At 71.7% G+C, this 16,678-nt stretch carries 16 protein-coding genes; 11 read left to right on the top strand and 5 right to left on the bottom strand.

The window, feature by feature from the left end; translation table 11 throughout:
- Nucleotides 1–42 precede the first annotated feature (42 nt).
- Complete coding sequence (locus AB0G15_RS27005; protein ID WP_362845050.1) at nt 43–744, bottom strand: histidine kinase; 702 nt, start codon at nt 742–744, stop codon at nt 43–45.
- Nucleotides 745–1,318: 574 nt separating this feature from the next.
- Nucleotides 1,319–2,032 carry a M50 family metallopeptidase gene (locus tag AB0G15_RS27000; protein WP_362845047.1) on the bottom strand — a complete coding sequence of 238 codons (714 nt, stop codon included), beginning with the start codon at nt 2,030–2,032 and terminating at the stop codon, nt 1,319–1,321.
- Nucleotides 2,033–2,115: 83 nt separating this feature from the next.
- Between AB0G15_RS27000 and AB0G15_RS26995 the strand changes: the two genes are divergently transcribed.
- Genes AB0G15_RS26995 through AB0G15_RS26985 form a run of 3 tightly spaced genes read left to right on the top strand, consistent with a single transcriptional unit; the run spans nt 2,116 to nt 4,682 of the window.
- On the top strand, nt 2,116–3,033 hold the full coding sequence (locus tag AB0G15_RS26995) for an amidohydrolase family protein (protein ID WP_362845111.1): 918 nt from the start codon (nt 2,116–2,118) through the stop codon (nt 3,031–3,033).
- 16 nt (nt 3,034–3,049) lie between these two features.
- Nucleotides 3,050–3,526 (top strand): nuclear transport factor 2 family protein, encoded by a 477-nt coding sequence (locus AB0G15_RS26990; protein ID WP_362845044.1) that lies wholly within the window; start codon nt 3,050–3,052, stop codon nt 3,524–3,526.
- A gap of 10 nt (nt 3,527–3,536) precedes the next feature.
- Nucleotides 3,537–4,682: a magnesium and cobalt transport protein CorA gene (locus AB0G15_RS26985; RefSeq protein ID WP_362845042.1), complete on the top strand. Its 1,146-nt coding sequence runs from the start codon at nt 3,537–3,539 to the stop codon at nt 4,680–4,682.
- A 45-nt stretch (nt 4,683–4,727) separates the two neighbouring features.
- Here AB0G15_RS26985 and AB0G15_RS26980 read toward each other — a convergent pair whose 3' ends face one another.
- Nucleotides 4,728–6,944 (bottom strand): thiamine pyrophosphate-dependent enzyme, encoded by a 2,217-nt coding sequence (locus tag AB0G15_RS26980; RefSeq protein ID WP_362845039.1) that lies wholly within the window; start codon nt 6,942–6,944, stop codon nt 4,728–4,730.
- Between the two features lie 386 nt (nt 6,945–7,330).
- Here AB0G15_RS26980 and AB0G15_RS26975 point away from each other — a divergent pair, with 386 nt between their 5' ends.
- Together AB0G15_RS26975 and AB0G15_RS26970 are read left to right on the top strand one after the other, a co-directional pair.
- Nucleotides 7,331–7,993, top strand: a complete 663-nt coding sequence (locus AB0G15_RS26975) for a hypothetical protein (protein ID WP_362845035.1) — start codon at nt 7,331–7,333, stop codon at nt 7,991–7,993.
- A gap of 346 nt (nt 7,994–8,339) precedes the next feature.
- Nucleotides 8,340–9,206 (top strand): universal stress protein, encoded by an 867-nt coding sequence (locus AB0G15_RS26970; protein ID WP_362692995.1) that lies wholly within the window; start codon nt 8,340–8,342, stop codon nt 9,204–9,206.
- Nucleotides 9,207–9,225: 19 nt separating this feature from the next.
- Here the strand turns inward: AB0G15_RS26970 and AB0G15_RS26965 are convergent, their stop codons facing one another.
- Nucleotides 9,226–9,825: a TetR/AcrR family transcriptional regulator gene (locus AB0G15_RS26965; RefSeq protein WP_362845032.1), complete on the bottom strand. Its 600-nt coding sequence runs from the start codon at nt 9,823–9,825 to the stop codon at nt 9,226–9,228.
- 117 nt (nt 9,826–9,942) lie between these two features.
- On the opposite strand from AB0G15_RS26965, the gene AB0G15_RS26960 reads away from it, so the two are divergent.
- From AB0G15_RS26960 to AB0G15_RS26940, 5 genes are read left to right on the top strand one after another with little or no spacing between them, the layout of a single operon-like run.
- Entirely contained in the window at nt 9,943–11,511 is a 1,569-nt protein-coding gene (locus tag AB0G15_RS26960; protein ID WP_362845029.1) for a carboxyl transferase domain-containing protein, read from the top strand.
- Nucleotides 11,512–11,546: 35 nt separating this feature from the next.
- Nucleotides 11,547–13,538, top strand: a complete 1,992-nt coding sequence (locus tag AB0G15_RS26955; protein ID WP_362845026.1) for a biotin carboxylase N-terminal domain-containing protein — start codon at nt 11,547–11,549, stop codon at nt 13,536–13,538.
- Entirely contained in the window at nt 13,535–13,720 is a 186-nt protein-coding gene (locus AB0G15_RS26950) for a hypothetical protein (RefSeq protein WP_362845023.1), read from the top strand. Before AB0G15_RS26955 ends, AB0G15_RS26950 begins: the two co-directional genes overlap by 4 nt.
- Nucleotides 13,717–14,670, top strand: coding sequence for a hydroxymethylglutaryl-CoA lyase (locus tag AB0G15_RS26945; protein ID WP_362845020.1), 954 nt, complete (start codon nt 13,717–13,719; stop codon nt 14,668–14,670). Before AB0G15_RS26950 ends, AB0G15_RS26945 begins: the two co-directional genes overlap by 4 nt.
- A 2-nt stretch (nt 14,671–14,672) precedes the next feature.
- A complete protein-coding gene (locus tag AB0G15_RS26940; protein ID WP_362693013.1) occupies nt 14,673–15,839 on the top strand; it encodes an acyl-CoA dehydrogenase family protein in 1,167 nt (388 codons plus the stop codon).
- Between the two features lie 84 nt (nt 15,840–15,923).
- Here the strand turns inward: AB0G15_RS26940 and AB0G15_RS26935 are convergent, their stop codons facing one another.
- Nucleotides 15,924–16,181: a tyrosine-type recombinase/integrase gene (locus tag AB0G15_RS26935; protein ID WP_362845108.1), complete on the bottom strand. Its 258-nt coding sequence runs from the start codon at nt 16,179–16,181 to the stop codon at nt 15,924–15,926.
- A 50-nt stretch (nt 16,182–16,231) separates the two neighbouring features.
- On the opposite strand from AB0G15_RS26935, the gene AB0G15_RS26930 reads away from it, so the two are divergent.
- Nucleotides 16,232–16,603, top strand: a complete 372-nt coding sequence (locus AB0G15_RS26930; protein ID WP_362845105.1) for a DDE-type integrase/transposase/recombinase — start codon at nt 16,232–16,234, stop codon at nt 16,601–16,603.
- The last annotated feature ends 75 nt before the right edge of the window (nt 16,604–16,678 follow it).

Below are 16,678 nucleotides of genomic sequence, written 5' to 3'. Positions count from 1 at the left end.
TGAAGGTGTACGCTACCTGCGCTTTCGCGGCGGACGTGAAGGTTATTCGGAAAAATTACCAGGAACCTCGGCTATCAGGGTGAACCACCCGTCCGCGCCGCCGACCGCCCGCACCGTACCGCCCAGCTCGCCCACGCGGTGGGTCAGGTTGTCCACGCCGCTGCCGGTGGAGTGCGCCTCCAGCCGGGGAGCCCCGTCGTTGACGACGGTCAGGCGCAGTCGGCCGCCGTGCTCGACCAGCTCGATCGCGCACCGCTTCACCTGGCTGTGCCGCAGCATGTTCGTCACGCCCTCGCGGACCACGGCGCCCAGCGTGGCGCTCACGACCTCGGGAAGCTCGTCCACGTCCACCCGGACCGAGCAGTAGGCCCCGAAGCCCTCCATCAGGGTCCTGGCCCGCGCGGCCTCGCCGGAGAACGACAGCCGGTGACGGGCCTCCGACACGTTCCGCACGGCGTGCGCGGCCTGCCGCACCGCCCGCAGCACCTCTTCCAGGTCCTTGCTCATGCGCGCGTCGCCGTTCGCCCTGCGGTGGGCCAGCTCTCCCTTGATGGACGCCAGCCAGAGCCAGTGCCCCACGATGTCGTGCATGTCGCGGGCGAACCCCTCGTACGCCCTGGTGAGCGCACTCTCCCGCTCGGCGCGAAGCCGCCTGAGCCGCCGGAGGAGCACGAACGTCACGCCCAGCGAGACCGCCAGGACGCCCGCCCCTGCCGCTCCGACGAGGTAAGCGGGGTGGGGCATGGAACGCCTCTCGCAGGAGAAATGATATTCCCGATAATAAAATTCAAAGATTACCCGAATCGCCGAACGAGAAGCGCGGTTACGGGGTGTAGCGATATGAAGGTTAAGTGTCGGATGATTACCCCGACATCATGATATGAATCGCGTAATTAGCCGGATTCCGGGGAGGCGGGCGGGCCGCGGTGTCGCGCCGCCGTTCCGGGTGCCGCCCGGTGGTCACCCGCGGTGGCCCCCCAGGGGCGCCGCCCCCGGTGCGCGGCTCCCGGCGCGTCGCTCCGGGTACGGCCGCCTCCGGGGGGTCGTTCCGGCCGCCGTCCCGGTGAGCCGCCTGACACGCCGTCCCGGCGGCCCGCGCACGCCGGGACGACCGGCCATCGCGACCGGAGGCGACCGGACCTTTCGAGGCCACGGCATGGCGACGACCCGTTACGGCGAGTGACCGTCGAACGGTCTTCCGCGCCGTCGTCGATTTCGCTCCCTGCCGTGTGCCGTCGTGACGAGAGGCCACCGCGAGGGACGGCCCGGGACGGCGGATACGAAAGGGACGCGGCGGCGGGGCGGAACCGCTCAGGGTTCAGAACAGCGCGAACGACGGGGGGAGCAGCAGGTAGGACCCGGCCACCAGGCACGCGCCCGCCACCACCAGGAACAGGAACACCCAGAACCCGCCGGGCAGGAAGGTCAGCCTGGCGAGCTGGTCGGCGTCGGAGTCGGGCGCCTGGTGGCGACGCCGCTTGCGCTGGAGCTCCACGATCGGCCGTACGCCGCCCAGCAGCAGGAACCACACGGCCAGGTAGGCCAGGATCGCGTCCATGTCGGGCGCGGCGTACCAGGTGAAGGCGAAGATGGCACCCCCGGTGGCCAGCAGGCTCACCACGCCGAACAGGTTGCGGATCAGCAGCAGCATGCAGAACAGCAGCCCGATCACGATCGTGATCAGCACCGCCACGTAGCCGGAGGCGGTCAGCCACGCCCCGCCCAGTCCCAGCAGGGAGGGGGCGACGTATCCGGCGGCGGCGGTCAGGATCATGCCGAACCCCCGGGGCTTCCCCCTGGTCAGGGTCACTCCCGAGGTGTCGGAGTGCAGCCGGATGCCCTCCAGCTTGCGCCGGGTGAGCAGGGCCACCAGCGCGTGCCCGCCCTCGTGGGCGATGGTGATCAGCCCTCGTGACAGCTGCCACGAGGTGGACCACGACACCACGCCCAGCGCGGCCAGGGCGGACAGCAGCACGACCCACAGGGGCGGCCCGGAACGGGTCGTGGTCAGGGTCACCCAGAGGTCGGACAACGCTCGTTTCTCCTTCGCGGCGTGAGAGCAAAGCGTCCCACGACTGCCGGTGTGCTGGCGATAAAGTCGGAACCGTGCCGAACATGATTCCGGAACTCGCGGACGCAGGTGTCCCCGCCTGGTGGCGAGAGCTGGGCCTGCCCGGTCTGGCGGACGTGCACGTCCACTTCCTGCCGGAGCGGATGGAACGCCGAGTCTGGCACCATTTCGAGCACGGCAGCCCCCTGATGGGGAAAGGGTGGCCGATCCACTACCGGCTGCCAGCAGGGGAACGGGTCGCCAGGCTGCGGGCACTGGGGGTGAAGGTCTTCTCCGCCCTGGCCTACGCGCACCGGCCGGGTATGGCCGAGAGCCTCAACGAATGGACGCTCGACTTCGCCGGCCGTACCCCGGGATGTCTTCCCTCGGCCACCTTCTACCCCGAACCTGGAGCTCTCGGCTACGTCCGGGACGCGCTCGGCAGAGGAGCGCGGATCTTCAAGGTCCACCTCCAGGTCGGCGGCTTCGACCCCGGGCTGGCGGAGATCGACGAGGTGTGGGGGCTGCTCGCAGAGCGGGGCGTGCCCGTCGTCGTGCACGCCAGCTCGATCCCGCTGCCCGGCCGCCACACGGGACCGGGGCCGATCGGCGGGGTGCTCGACCGCCACCCGGCCCTGCCGATGATCGTCGCGCACCTCGGCATGCCGGAGTACGACGAGTTCTTCGAGCTGGCCGAGACCTTCCCGAACGTGCGGCTCGACACCACGATGACCTTCACCGACTTCGCCGAGCGCGGCACGCCGTTCCCCGCACGCCTCCTGCCGCGCCTGCGCGACCTCGGCCTGGCCGGCAAGATCCTGCTCGGCAGCGACTTCCCGAACATCCCCCACCCGTACGCCCACCAGCTCCACGCGCTCGACCGCCTCGGCCTCGGCGACGGCTGGCTCCGCGCGGTGTGCTGGCACAACGCGGACAATCTCCTCGACCTTTCCGCGCACTACACTCGGTCGGCAGGATGTTGATGACCGGGAGAAACTCGTGAACGATCGGAACGCCGAGCTCATCAGGACGTTCTACGACGCCTTCGCGCGCCGCGACGCCGACGCGATGGAGCTCTGCTACCACCCCGACGTCACCTTCGGTGACCCCGTCTTCCAGGACCTGGAAGGACGCGACAGGGTCATGGGCATGTGGCGGATGCTGCTCGGCCGCAGCGCCGACCTCGACGTGACCGTCCGCGACATCACCGCCCGCCCGCACGAGGGCACGGCGCACTGGACCGGCCGTTACACCTTCGGCAAGACGGGCAGGAAGGTCGTCAACGAGGTCGACGCGCTCTTCCGCTTCGAGGACGGCCTGATCGTCCGGCACCACGACGACTTCGACCTCAGGCGCTGGTCCAAGATGGCGATGGGCCGGCCGGTCGGTATCGTCCTCGGCTGGACCCCGATGCTCAGGGCGAAGATCCGCACCACCGCGATGCGGTCGCTGCAGGAGTTCATGAGCGCCCGATGAGGAGAGACGCGTGACCGACCGGCGAATGCGGGGCCTGAGGAGCCTGGTGCGCGGGCGTCCCGGCACCGGCCGGGAGTCTCCCGAGCGGTCGATGGACCCCAGGTCCGTCGGCGACGGGCGGCCGGTCCCGCCCCGCTCGCGTGTCATCGACAACGCGATCTACGTCGACGGCCGTCGCGCCGCCACCCCCGAGTCGCTGCCCGATGCCTTCGAACGCCTGAAGAACACCCCCGGCAGCATGGCCTGGATCGGCTTCTACCGGCCCGAGGACGGTGTCATCCTCAACGTCGCCGAGGAGTTCGACCTGCACGAGCTGGCGGTCGAGGACGCCATCGTCGCCCACCAGCGGCCCAAGGCCGACCGCTACGGCGACACCCTGTTCGTGGTGCTCCGCCCGGCCCGCTACCTCGACGAGGCCGAGGAGGTCGACTTCGGCGAGCTGCACGTCTTCGTCGGCCCGAACTTCGTGATCACCGTACGGCACAGCGAGGCGCCCGACCTGTCGCAGGTCCGCCGCCGCATGCAGCACGACCCCGAGCTGCTCGGCCAGGGCCCGCAGGCGGTGCTCTATGCCATCCTCGACGCGGTCGTGGACGGCTACGCCCCCGTGGTCGCCGGCCTGCAGAACGACATCGACGAGATCGAGGTCCAGGTCTTCGGCAACGAGCCCGGCGTCTCCCGCCGCATCTACGAGCTGTCGCGCGAGGTGATCGAGTTCCAGCGGGCCACCCAGCCGCTCCTCGGCATGATCGAGGGTTTCATCGCGGGGGCCGCCAAGTACGGGGTGGACCAGGAGCTGCAGAGATACCTGCGGGACGTGGCCGACCACGTGATCACCGTCGCCGAGCGGGTCAGCGGCTTCCGCCAGATGCTCCACGACATCCTCGTGGTCAACTCGACCATGGTCGCCCAGGCCCAGAACGAGCACATGACCAACCTCACCGAGGCGAGCAACGCCCAGAACGAGGAGGTCAAGCGGATCTCCGCCTGGGCCGCGATCCTGTTCGCCCCCACCCTCGTCGGCACCATCTACGGCATGAACTTCGACGTGATGCCCGAGATCCACTGGAGGTGGGGCTACCCCTTCGCGGTCCTGCTCATGGCGGGCGTCTGCCTCACCCTCTATCTGGTGTTCAAGCGCCGCGACTGGCTCTGACACCGCCGTGGGCCCCGGACCACCGGCCCGGGACCCGCTGACGAGTCAGCCGAGCAGCTTGCGGGCGGCCGCCTCGATCTCCGCCTCCGACAGCAGCACGTGCCTGGCCGCCTCGCCCAGCGGGATGAAGCTGTCCGAGGAGGTCACCCGGGCGATCCTGCCGGTGAAACCCGCGTCGAGCAGCTCGGCGACGATGCTCTCCGAGACGCCGCCGGTGCGGCGCGTCTCGTCGGCGATCAGCACCTTGCCGGTCAGCTCGGCGGCCCGCATCAGGTCCTCCACCGGGAGGGGGGAGAGCCAGCGCAGGTCCAGGACCCGGCAGCCGTGCCCCTCGGCGGTGAGCCGCACCGCGGCGCGCAGGCTCATCCGCAGGCCGTTGCCGAAGGTCACGATGGTCAGGTCGCGGCCGTCGCCGTAGCTGCGGGCCCGCCCGATCGGGACGTGCGTCTCCGCCCATCGGGCCGGGGGAGCGTACGGGGCGAGCCAGCCGCTGTCGCCCTCCTCGAACATGTCGCGGGTGTTGTACAGGGCGATGGGCTCGAGGAAGACGCAGACACTGCCGTCGACGCGGGCGGCGGCCAGGCAGGTGCGCAGCATCGAGGCGGCGTCGTCGGGCCGGGCGGGGGAGGCCACGACCAGGCCCGGGATGTCGCGCAGCGCGGCGACGGAGTTGTCGTTGTGGAAGTGGCCGCCGAAGCCCTTCTGGTAGGCGTAGGAGGCGACGCGCACCACCATCGGGTTGCGGAAGGCCCCCTGCGAGAAGAACTGGAGCGTCGCGGCCTCGCCTCGGATCTGGTCCAGGGCGTTGTGCAGGTACGCCAGATACTGGATCTCGGGCACCGGCAGCAGGCCGGAGACCCCGGAACCGAGCGCGAGGCCGAGCACGGCCTGCTCGTCCAGGTGGGTGTCGAACACCCGGCCGGGGCCGAAGCGTTTCTGCAGCCCGCGGGTGACGCCGTAGACGCCGCCCTTGCGTGCCACGTCCTCGCCGAAGGCCAGCACGTCGGGGTGGGCGGCCAGGGAGTCGGCGAGGGTGCGGTTGACGGACTGGGAGAAGGTGAGCGGGCCCTCCTGCTCCGGGAGCCTGCCGGCGAAGGCCCTCGCCCTGGCCTCTGGGGCCGCCGCCCCGGCGCTGGCCGCGGCGACGGCCGCGGGGGTGCGCGGGGCCAGCGGCTCCACGATGTCGAGGGCGGAGACGAGCCGGGGCCGCCGGGAGCTCTCCATCGCCATCTTGAACAGGTGCTCGCGCGTCGTCTCGTACCGCAGCAGCAGCTCGTCGGGGGTGGTCAGGCCGGCCTCGACGAGCAGCCTGGCGGTCGCCACGAGCGGGTCGCGCTCCAGGTCGGCGTCGATCTCCCGCTTGGTCCGGTAGGACAGCTCCACGTCCGAGCCCGCGTGGCCCATCAGCCGGACGGTGCCGACGCGCAGCAGGGCGGGGGCGCGGTGCGCGCGGACGTGGTCGGCGGCGGCCAGCGCCACGTCGTGGACGTCGGCGAGATCACAGCCGTCGGCCTCGAAATACCTCACCAGCGGGTGGTGGGCGGCCCGGACCCAGCCGTCGGGGGTGCGCACGCTGATGCCCAGGCCGTTGTCCTCGCAGACGAACAGGATCGGCAGCGCCAGCTTCTGGTACGAGCCGTAGGCGGCCGTGTTGAGGCCCGACAGGGCGCTGGCGTGGTTCATCGAGGCGTCACCGAAACTGCACGTCGCGATCGCGTCGGCGGGCCACGGCCCCGGCAGGCCGAGCTGGCGGGCGCGCTCGATGGCGAAGGCCACGCCCACCGCGCGGGGCAGGTGGCTGGAGATCGTGGAGGTCTGCGGGATCACCGCCAGGTCGGGGTGGCCGAAGACCTTGTGCCGCCCGCCCGCCATCGGCTCCTCGACCGATGCGGTCAGGCCGAGCAGCACGTCGCGCAGCCCCTCCTCGGGCAGCCGGCCCGCCATCGCCGACCGGGTCAGGTAGAAGGCGCCGGACCGGTAGTGCAGGAGGGCGGGGTCGGTGGCGCGCAGCGCGGCGGCGACCGCGGCGTTGCCCTCGTGGCCGGCCGAGCCGATGGTGTAGAAGCCCTGGCCCTGCTCACGCAGCCAGCGGGCGGTGACGTCCAGCAGCCTGCTGCCGAGCTGGAACTCGAACAGCTCGCGGCAGCGGGCGCCCGTCAGGGACGTGCCCTCCCGCACGGGCAGGCCCGGATCGCGCGGCGCCCCGGGGGAAAGGGCGGTCACGGCCTCGGTGAAATGGGTCTCAACAGTGTCGCGCGCCACAGCCCGATTATGTCCCCCATGGACGGATGCCGTCCTCAACCTTGACATCTTTGGTGCGCACGGACTTGCGGGCCGATCGCATTTAACCATTATTCATGACAGCTTGTCAGGTCTGTTTTCACCGATCCGCCCGATGAATGAACCGGAGGCCTCACACCGGGGCTGACCAGCACAAGGGGCGGAAGCCCCGAACGGTGGAAGCACATTCGTTTCCGGGTCCTGTGTTGCGATCTCCGGGCATCTCGCGCCCCTGTTGCCACAAGCCGTTCCTCCTGCGGACTTCCCCAGGAGGGTGTCTTTGCCATCCGCGGACACAGCGGCTGCCAGCATCTTCGGAGTTCACGTCCATCACACCAGTCACATCGGTCACATCAGTGGAGGCGCACATGCTTGGAAAACTGATTCTCACCGGGGCGGTGGGGGCGGCCGTCATGCTGCCGGCCGCCGCCCACGCCGCCGTGCCGTTTCCGGATACGGCGTCACCCGCCCCGGCGCTTTCCGGCGACACGCCGGTGCCCGGGATACCGGCCCCCGCCGCACCGGCCGCCTGGAGCGCACCGGCGCCCGGAGACGCACCGGTGCCGGGGGCCGCATCGATGTCCGCGCTGTCACCCTCGGCCGCGACGCCGCCTCCGCCTCCGCCTCCGGTGCCAGGGACCGCTCCGGGCACCGCGGCCGCGGTGCCCGGGACCCCGCCGCCGCCGGACACCCAGCTGCCGCCCGGTGGCACCCCGCCGGTCGACGTCGTGCCGCCCATCGCCACCCCGCCCGGTGGCACTCCGCCGGTCGACATTGTGCCGCCCATCGCCACCCCGCCCGGTGGGACCCCGCCGGTCGACGTCGTGCCGCCCATCGCCACCCCGCCCGGTGGGACCCCGCCGGTCGACGTCGTGCCGCCCGTGGCCGTCCCGCCGGTCCCGGTCGCACCGGCGCCGGTGATATTCGCCGCGCCGGGCACCCCCCTCGCGGTCACGTCGGCCGTCGCCGCCTGGGCGAGCGTGCTCTGCACGCCGACCGCCGTCGTGGCGGTGGGCGGGTCCTGCCTGTGACCGGTTCGCGCCGGTGATCGGACATCCGGCCCCGTGACCGCCCTGCGCCGGTGACGTGCCGGTGACAGACCGGTGACAGACCGGCGGCCGTGCCGGTGACCGGCCGCCGTACACCGCTCCGGCGTGCCCGGGCGGCACGTGTCCCGGCCCTGCCCCGTTATATGAGCGCCCTCCCGCTTGTTCACGAGCGCCCTCCCGCCGCCCCTCGGGCGGGAGAAGGCGTCTTCGCCGAAAGGCGTCTTTGCCGATACGGGCCGCAAAACACGAAGAGTCTTGGAGAAGCGCACCCCTCCCGGCAGGCGGATCGGAGAAGGATGGGAAGGAGTGACGGGGGAGAGGAGCCGTGATGCCGGTACAGGACGACGGGCGGCCGGTGGTCGCCGGATTCGACGGTTCGGCCGAGAGCCGGCTGGCCCTGCGGTGGGCCGTTGAGGAGGCCCGCCTGAGATTTCTCCCGCTGCTCGTCTGCCACGCCTGGCAGTGGCCCTACCCCAGGCTCTCCCTCGCCCCCGAGACCACCGAGGTCGTACGCCGCATGGGCAGGCGCGTCCTCGACAGCGGGCTGACGACGGTGCGCGAGCTGGCGCCCAGGATACGGGTGCGCGGGCAGCTGGTGGAGGGGACCCCGGCCGCGGCCCTGGTGGGCCTGTCGGGCGCCGCGGAGCTGATCGCGATCGGCCCGCGTGGCGCCGGCGGTCCCGACGAGCTGAGGATCGGCTCGACCGTCGAGGTCGCCGCGCACGCCCGCTGCCCGGTGGCCGTCGTCAGGCGGTCCGGCCATCCGCGCGCCGGTCGCGTGGCGATCGCGGTGGAGGGCCCCGACCTCGACTCGCCGGAGCTGGGCATCGCCTTCGAGGAGGCGAGGCTGCGCAGGGCGGCGTTGCTGATCATCTGCCTCTGTCCCGAGAACGCCCACGACACCAGGCAGGTGGCCGTCCGCTTCAACACCAACGTCGCGGTGTGGGAGGAGCGGTATCCCACCGTCGAGGTGGAGAGCCTGATCGAGACGCGGCCCCACGTCGAGGTGCTCCGCCACGCGGCCGACCGTTCGGACCTGCTGGTGGTCGCCGACCGGGAGCACGACGACCCGCTGGATCCCGCCATCGGCCCGGTCTGCCAGGTGATGCTGCGCGAGGCGCCGTGCACGGTCGTGGTGACCCCCTCGCAGGCGTGGCACCCGTCCTCGCGACGGGAACGCCTCGTCAGGAGTTAGCGCTTCCTAACCCTGCTTCCTAGCCATGGGTGGCGGCGAGCGCCGCACGGGCCATGCCGCGCAGCAGCTCGGCCATCGCCGCGGGCGGCAGCTCGCCCGCGCTGTGCGGGGTGGAGTTGAGCAGCCCGAAGACGGCGTGGGTCGCGGCGCGCAGCCCGGCCTGCGGGCGCCCCGGGTAGAGCTCGCTCAGCACGGTGACCCACTCCTCGACGTACAGCCGCTGGAGCCTGCGGATCCGCCGCCGGGCGGGCTCGGGGACGTTGCCCAGCTCCCTGTCGTGCACGGTGATCAGCGCCGGATGGCTGAGCGCGAACTCGATCTGGCAGCCGAGCAGGGCGTCCAGCGCCTGCTCCGCGTCGGCGGCCTCGGTCACCCGGCGCGCTCCCGAGGTGTGCAGGCGCTCGCTGACGTCCAGCAGCATCTCCGCGAGCAGGGCCTCCTTGCCGCTGAAGTGCCGGTAGAGGGCCGGGCCCGAGGTGCCGACCGCGCCGCCGATGTCCTCGATCGAGACGCCGTGGAAGCCGCGCGCGGCGAACAGCTCCGCCGCGGCGTCCAGGATCTCCGCGCGTCGTGAGCCGCGGTTGCGGGTGGAAGGCTGAGCAGTCGTCACCCCTCGCATGGTAGACGGTAACGTTAATAATGACTAACATCTGCGATGGAGTTGATGACCGGTGACCCAGCGGCGGCGAAGCCGGGCGGATCAGACAGGCCGGGCAGGCCGGACGGGGAGGCTCGGATGAGTGGCTGGCCGGTGCTGCGAAGTGCCTGCGACCCGGGTGGCGAGGATTTCAAACGCAACGCCGAGGTCAACGAGCGCCTCGTCGCCGACCTCCGGGAACGCGTCGCCGTGGCGGGCCTGGGCGGCCCGGAGAGGTCGCGCGCCCGGCACGTCTCCCGGGGCAAGCTGCTGCCCCGCGACCGCGTCGACTCCCTGCTCGACCCGGGCTCGCGCTTCCTGGAGCTCTCCCAGCTGGCCGCAGGAGGGATGTACGGCGACGCCGCCCCCGCCGCCGGGATCATCACCGGGGTGGGCCGCGTCTCCGGGCGCGAGTGCGTGGTCGTCGCCAACGACGCCACCGTCAAGGGCGGCACCTACTACCCGATCACCGTCAAGAAGCACCTGCGGGCCCAGGAGGTCGCCCTCCACAACAACCTGCCGTGCGTCTACCTCGTCGACTCGGGGGGCGCGTTCCTGCCCAGGCAGGACGAGGTCTTCCCCGACCGCGAGCACTTCGGCCGGATCTTCTACAACCAGGCCACCATGTCGGCGCGCGGCATCCCGCAGATCGCCGCGGTCCTCGGCTCCTGCACGGCGGGCGGCGCGTACGTCCCGGCGATGAGCGACGAGGCGGTGATCGTCCGCAACCAGGGCACGATCTTCCTCGGTGGCCCGCCGCTGGTGAAGGCCGCCACCGGCGAGGAGGTCAGCGCCGAGGAGCTGGGCGGCGGCGACCTGCACGCCCGCGTCAGCGGCGTCACCGACCACCTCGCCGACGACGACCGCCACGCGCTGCGGATCGTCCGCGACATCGTCTCCACCCTCGCGCCGCGCACGCCCTCCCCCTGGGAGCGCGCGCCCTCCGAGGAGCCCGCGCACGACCCCCGCGACCTGTACGGCATCGTCCCCGCCGACACCCGCACGCCCTACGACGTCCGTGAGATCATCGCCCGGATCGTCGACGGCAGCAGGTTCGGCGAGTTCAAGGCCGAGTACGGCGCCACGCTCGTCACCGGGTTCGCCCGCGTCCACGGCCACCCCGTCGGGATCGTCGCCAACAACGGCATCCTGTTCGGCGAGTCGGCGCTCAAGGGCGCCCACTTCATCGAGCTGTGCGACCGGCGCAACATCCCGCTGGTGTTCCTGCAGAACATCAGCGGGTTCATGGTCGGCAGGGCGTACGAGGCGGGCGGCATCGCCAAGCACGGCGCGAAGATGGTCACCGCCGTCGCCTGCGCCAGGGTGCCCAAGTTCACCGTGGTCGTCGGCGGCTCGTTCGGGGCCGGCAACTACGCGATGGCCGGGCGCGCCTACTCGCCCCGGTTCCTGTGGATGTGGCCGAACGCGCGCATCTCGGTGATGGGCGGCGAGCAGGCCGCCAACGTCCTGTCCACCGTGGGCGACGCCGACCCCGACGCCATCCGCGCGCAGTACGAGGAGCAGGGCAACCCCTACTACTCCACCGCCCGCCTCTGGGACGACGGGGTCATCGACCCCCTCGACACCCGTACCGTCCTGGGCCTGGCCCTGTCCGCCTCGGCCAACGCCCCCCTCGAACCCGTCGGCTACGGCGTCTTCCGGATGTGACCGCGACCATGACACTCTCACCGCCACCCCGTCGGATGTTCGACACCGTCCTCGTCGCCAACCGCGGCGAGATCGCCCTGAGGATCACCCGCACCCTCAGGAGGCTGGGCATCCGCTCCGTCGCCGTCCACAGCGACGCCGACGCCGGGGCGCGGCACGTCCTCGAGGCCGACGTCGCGGTGCGGCTGCCCGGCGGCTACCTCGACATCGACGGCATCCTCGCCGCCGCCGAGGCGACCGGCGCCCAGGCGGTGCACCCCGGATACGGGTTCCTCGCCGAGAACGCGGCCTTCGCCCGTCGCTGCGCGGAGGCGGGGCTCGTCTTCGTCGGCCCGCCGCCGGAGGCCGTGGAGGCGATGGGCGACAAGATCCGGGCCAAGGCCACCGTCTCCGCGGCCGGCGTCCCCGTCGTCCCCGGCGGCGCCGAGCCCGGCGACGACCTGGCCGAGGCGGCCGTACGGGTCGGCTTCCCCGCGCTGATCAAGCCCTCGGCGGGCGGCGGGGGCAAGGGCATGGTGCTGGTGCGCTCCGCGGCGGAGCTGCCGGAGGCGCTGGCCTCCGCCCGGCGCACGGCCGCCGCCGCGTTCGGCGACGCGACCCTGCTGATCGAGCGGTTCGTGGAGAACCCCCGGCACATCGAGATCCAGGTGATGGCCGACGCGCACGGCGGCGTCATCCACCTGGGCGAGCGCGAGTGCAGCCTGCAGCGCCGCCACCAGAAGATCGTCGAGGAGGCGCCGTCCCCGCTCCTCGACGCCGCGACCAGGGCCGCCATGGGCGCGGCCGCGGTCGAGGCCGCCAGGTCCGTCGGCTACACCGGCGCCGGGACGGTCGAGTTCATCGTCCAGGGCGCGACCGGCGACTACTACTTCATGGAGATGAACACCCGCCTGCAGGTCGAGCACCCCGTCACCGAGCTGGTCACCGGCCTGGACCTGGTCGAGCTCCAGCTCAGGGTCGCCGCCGGCGAGCCCCTCCCGCTCACCCAGGACGAGGTGCGCCTCGACGGCCACGCCGTCGAGGCCCGCGTCTACGCCGAGGACCCCTCCCGGGGCTTCCTGCCGACCGGCGGCCGGGTCCTCGCGCTGCGCGAGCCGCCGGGGGTGCGGGTCGACTCCGGCCTGATGGCCGGCGGCCTGGTCGGCAGCGACTACGACCCGATGCTGTCGAAGGTCATCGCCTGGGGGCCCGACCGGGCGGCCGCCCTGCGGCGGCTCGACGGCGCGCTCGCGGCCACGGCCGTGCTCGGGGTGCCCACCAACATCGCCTTCCTGCGGGCCCTGATCGGCCACCCCGCCGTGGTCGCCGGAGACCTCGACACCGGCCTCGTGGAGCGCCACCTCGGCGAGCTGGTCCCCCGCGACGGCGTTCCCTCCGTCCCCGGCGACGTCCTGGCCGCCGCCGCCCTGGTCCTGCACCGCGAGCACGTGCCCGCCGGCACGCCCGCCGACCCGTGGGACGTCCCCGACGGCTGGCGGCTGGGCGAGGCGGCCTGGACCGTCTACCGGCTGGAGACCCGCGACGGCGTCCGCGAGCTCAGGGTCCGCGGCCTGCCCGCCTCGGGAGCCGAGATCCGCCTGCCCGAAGCCGACGTCGTGCGGGCGCGGCTCGCCGACGAGGGCGGCATGAACGGGGACGGCGACCTGCTCGTCACCCTCGGCGGGACCGCGAGGCGCTACGCCGTCGCCAGGGACGGCGACGGCGGCGACACGATCTGGCTCGGCCGCGACGGCGACGCCTGGGTGCTCACCCGCCGCCACCTGGGCGACCCCGGCGACCGGACCGGCGCGGGCGGCCCGGGGGACGGGCAGGTCCGCAGCCCGATGCCGGGCACCGTACTCGTGGTGAAGGCGGGCCAGGGCGAGCGGGTCGCCGAGGGGCAGCCGCTGCTCATCGTGGAGGCGATGAAGATGGAGCACACCGTGACCGCGCCGATCGGCGGGATCGTCGCCGAGATGCGGGTCCGGGCCGGCCAGGCGGTCGCCATGGACGCCGTGCTGGCCGTGGTCCGCGAGGAGGAGCCGTGACGGTCTCCGCGACGGTCGCGGAGGCCGTACGGGAACACCGGGAGATCGCGACGCGGGCGGTCAGATGGGCCGTGACGCACGGCGACGGGGAGGTCACGGCCGGATGGGTCGCCGAGGTCGCGACACCGGCGGCCCCCCGGGCCGCCAGGGCCGTGCGGCGCGAGCCGGTAAGGGGAGCATGATGCGCGAGCCACAGCGGGTCCGGGCGGCGGGGCTGCCCGAGCGGGTCACGATCTACGAGGTCGGGCCGCGCGACGGGCTGCAGAACGAGGCCGCGGTGGTCCCCGTCGAGGTCAAGGCCGAGTTCATCGCCCGGCTGGCCGCCGCGGGACACCGCGTGATCGAGGCCACCAGCTTCGTGCACCCCACGTGGGTGCCCCAGCTCGCCGACGCCTCGGAGCTGCTGGCGGGCATGGAACGGGTTCCCGGCGTGCGCTACCCGGTCCTCGTCCCCAACGAGCGTGGCCTCGACCGCGCGCTCGAACACGGCGTCGACGAGATCGCGATCTTCGCCAGCGCCACCGAGACCTTCGCCGGCAGGAACCTCAACCGCACGCTGGAGTCGCAGTTCGAGATGTTCGAGCCGGTCGTCGCGCGGGCGCTGGCCAACGGCCTGAAGGTCAGGGCGTACGTCTCGATGTGCTTCGGCGACCCGTGGGAGGGCCCGACGCCCGTCGCCCAGGTCGTCTCCGTCGGGCGCAGGCTCCTCGACCTGGGCTGCTTCGAGCTGTCGCTCGGCGACACCATCGGGGTCGGCACCCCCGGCCACGTCGCCGCGCTGATCGAGGCCTTCGGCGGTCCCTCCCGGCTCGCGGTGCACTTCCACGACACCTACGGCCAGGCCCTGGCCAACACCCTCACCGCCCTGCGCGAGGGGGTGACCGTCGTCGACGCCTCCACCGGCGGCATCGGCGGCTGCCCGTACGCCGAGAGCGCCACCGGCAACCTCGCCACCGAGGACCTGGTCTGGATGCTGCACGGCCTCGGCGTCGAGACCGGGCTGGACCTCTCCTCGCTGGTGGAGACCAGCACCTGGCTGGCCGCGAGGCTCGGCCGCCCCAGCCCGTCGCGGGTCGTCCAGGCCCTGGGCGAGAACCCGTCCCGCACCACCGCAGAGAACGTCGAGGAGTGACCATGTCCACATCGCCCAAGCTGACCGAGGAGTACGAGGAGCTTCGCAAGACCGTAGAGGCGTTCGCCCGCGACGTGGTGGCCCCGGTCATCGGGGACCTCTACGAGCGCGAGCAGTTCCCCTACGACATCGTGCGGCAGATGGGCGCGATGGGCCTGTTCGGGCTGCCGATCCCCGAGGAGCACGGTGGCATGGGCGGCGACTACTTCGCGCTCTGCCTGGCCCTGGAGGAGCTGGCCAGGGTGGACTCCAGCGTGTCGATCACCGTCGAGGCCGCGGTGTCGCTGGGCGCGATGCCGATCTACCGGTTCGGCACGCCCGAGCAGCGCGCCGAGTGGCTGCCCCGGCTGACGTCGGGCGAGATGCTCGGCGCCTTCGGCCTCACCGAGCCCGGCGGCGGCTCCGACGTGCCCGGCGGCATGCGGACCACCGCCGTGCTGGACGGCGACGAGTGGGTGATCAACGGCACGAAGGCGTTCATCACCAACTCCGGCACCGACATCACCGGTGTCATCGGCGTGGCCGCGATCACCGGTGAGCTGGCCGGGGGGAAGAAGGAGATCTCCACCATCCTGGTGCCGTCCGGCACCCCCGGCCTCACCGTGTCGAAGAAGTACTCCAAGGTGGGCTGGAACTGCTCCGACACCCGCGAGCTCTCCTTCGACGGCTGCCGCGTCCCGGCGGCGAACCTGCTCGGCGAGCGCGGGCGCGGCTACGCGCAGTTCCTGCAGACCCTCGACGAGGGCCGGGTCGCCATCGCCGCCCTGTCCACCGGCCTGGCCCAGGGCTGCGTGGACGAGTCGCTGCGCTACGTCCGCGAGCGCCACGCCTTCGGCCACCCCATCGGCCACTACCAGGCGATCCAGTTCAAGATCGCCGACATGGAGGTCCGGACCCACACCGCCCGCCTGGCCTACCACCACGCGGCCGCGAAGATGCTCGCCGGCGAGCCGTTCAAGAAGGAGGCCGCCATCGCCAAGCTCGTCGCCGGCGACGCCGCCATGGACAATGCCCGCGACGCCACCCAGATCTTCGGCGGGTACGGGTTCATGAACGAGTACCCGGTCGGCCGCTTCTACCGCGACGCCAAGATCCTGGAGATCGGCGAGGGCACCAGCGAGGTCCAGCGGATGCTGATCGCGCGGGAGCTGGGACTTTCTGGCCTCTGACCTGCTGAAATCTCACCCACGTTGAAGATCATTCGGCGGTTCGGCTATCAGCCGATGATCTTGCGGAGGGAGCTCGGTTCTGTCTCAGTTCTGTCCAACCGCGAGGCGAAGATGGCTCATGCGCTTGTCGATCGCCTCGCGGGCCCGCTCATATGAGGTTGTTTGCATATGGGCATAAACACGGAGAGTGAATGCCGGGTCGGAATGACCCAGGTACTCGGCAAGCTCGTTGATCCCGACCCCGGCAGGGAGGGTGACACTCGCGTAATAATGCCTGAGCTGGTGCGTGCCCTGCTTCCTGGTGGTGACGTATCGGCGCCGTCCTCGTACGTCCTTCGCCAGTTCGGTGATGATCCCTACCTTCGATCTACAGATCAGCGACCAGACGATAGATCCCCACCGCCGCGGACCTGGTCGAGCACCGGTTCGCCCGGGGTGTCCCCAACGAGCTGTGGGTCACCGGCATCACCGAGCACCCCACCCGCGAGGGCAAGGTCTGCTGCTGCGTCGTCTTGGACGTCTACTCCCGCCGGGTGGTGGGCTGGTCCATCGACTCGACGCAGATCGCCACACTGGCCACCAACGCACTCGGCATGGCCATTCATCACCGCACACCGCCGACCGGAACACTGATCCACTCCGATCACGAGGTGCAATTAATCTCCTGGGCCTTCACCCAGCGCGCCAATGCCTCCGGCCTGGTCCCGTCCAGAGATCACGCCCGAACTGGTCGACCAGGCTCACCACCGCTTCCGGCGGCTTGAGAAAATGGAGTTCACAGAAACCTGGTCATCGGTGACCAGGGCCCGGTCGTGCACGGCTACGCAATCTTTATAAGG

Source organism: Streptosporangium sp. NPDC023825, from assembly GCF_040639575.1.
Classification (GTDB): Bacteria; Actinomycetota; Actinomycetes; order Streptosporangiales; family Streptosporangiaceae; genus Streptosporangium.
The sequence above is the reverse complement of the archived record's forward strand: the minus strand, read 5'-3'. Positions and strand labels throughout refer to the sequence as shown.

What these genes read in the sequence shown, in the direction of transcription:
- AB0G15_RS27005 (WP_362845050.1), bottom strand. Translation starts at nt 744, where the DNA reads ATGCCCCACCCCGCTTACCTCGTCGGAGCGGCAGGGGCGGGCGTCCTG.
- AB0G15_RS26995 (WP_362845111.1), top strand. Translation starts at nt 2,116, where the DNA reads ATGATTCCGGAACTCGCGGACGCAGGTGTCCCCGCCTGGTGGCGAGAG.
- AB0G15_RS26975 (WP_362845035.1), top strand. Translation starts at nt 7,331, where the DNA reads ATGCTTGGAAAACTGATTCTCACCGGGGCGGTGGGGGCGGCCGTCATG.
- AB0G15_RS26970 (WP_362692995.1), top strand. Translation starts at nt 8,340, where the DNA reads ATGCCGGTACAGGACGACGGGCGGCCGGTGGTCGCCGGATTCGACGGT.
- AB0G15_RS26965 (WP_362845032.1), bottom strand. Translation starts at nt 9,825, where the DNA reads ATGCGAGGGGTGACGACTGCTCAGCCTTCCACCCGCAACCGCGGCTCA.
- AB0G15_RS26960 (WP_362845029.1), top strand. Translation starts at nt 9,943, where the DNA reads ATGAGTGGCTGGCCGGTGCTGCGAAGTGCCTGCGACCCGGGTGGCGAG.
- AB0G15_RS26955 (WP_362845026.1), top strand. Translation starts at nt 11,547, where the DNA reads ATGTTCGACACCGTCCTCGTCGCCAACCGCGGCGAGATCGCCCTGAGG.
- AB0G15_RS26945 (WP_362845020.1), top strand. Translation starts at nt 13,717, where the DNA reads ATGATGCGCGAGCCACAGCGGGTCCGGGCGGCGGGGCTGCCCGAGCGG.
- AB0G15_RS26940 (WP_362693013.1), top strand. Translation starts at nt 14,673, where the DNA reads ATGTCCACATCGCCCAAGCTGACCGAGGAGTACGAGGAGCTTCGCAAG.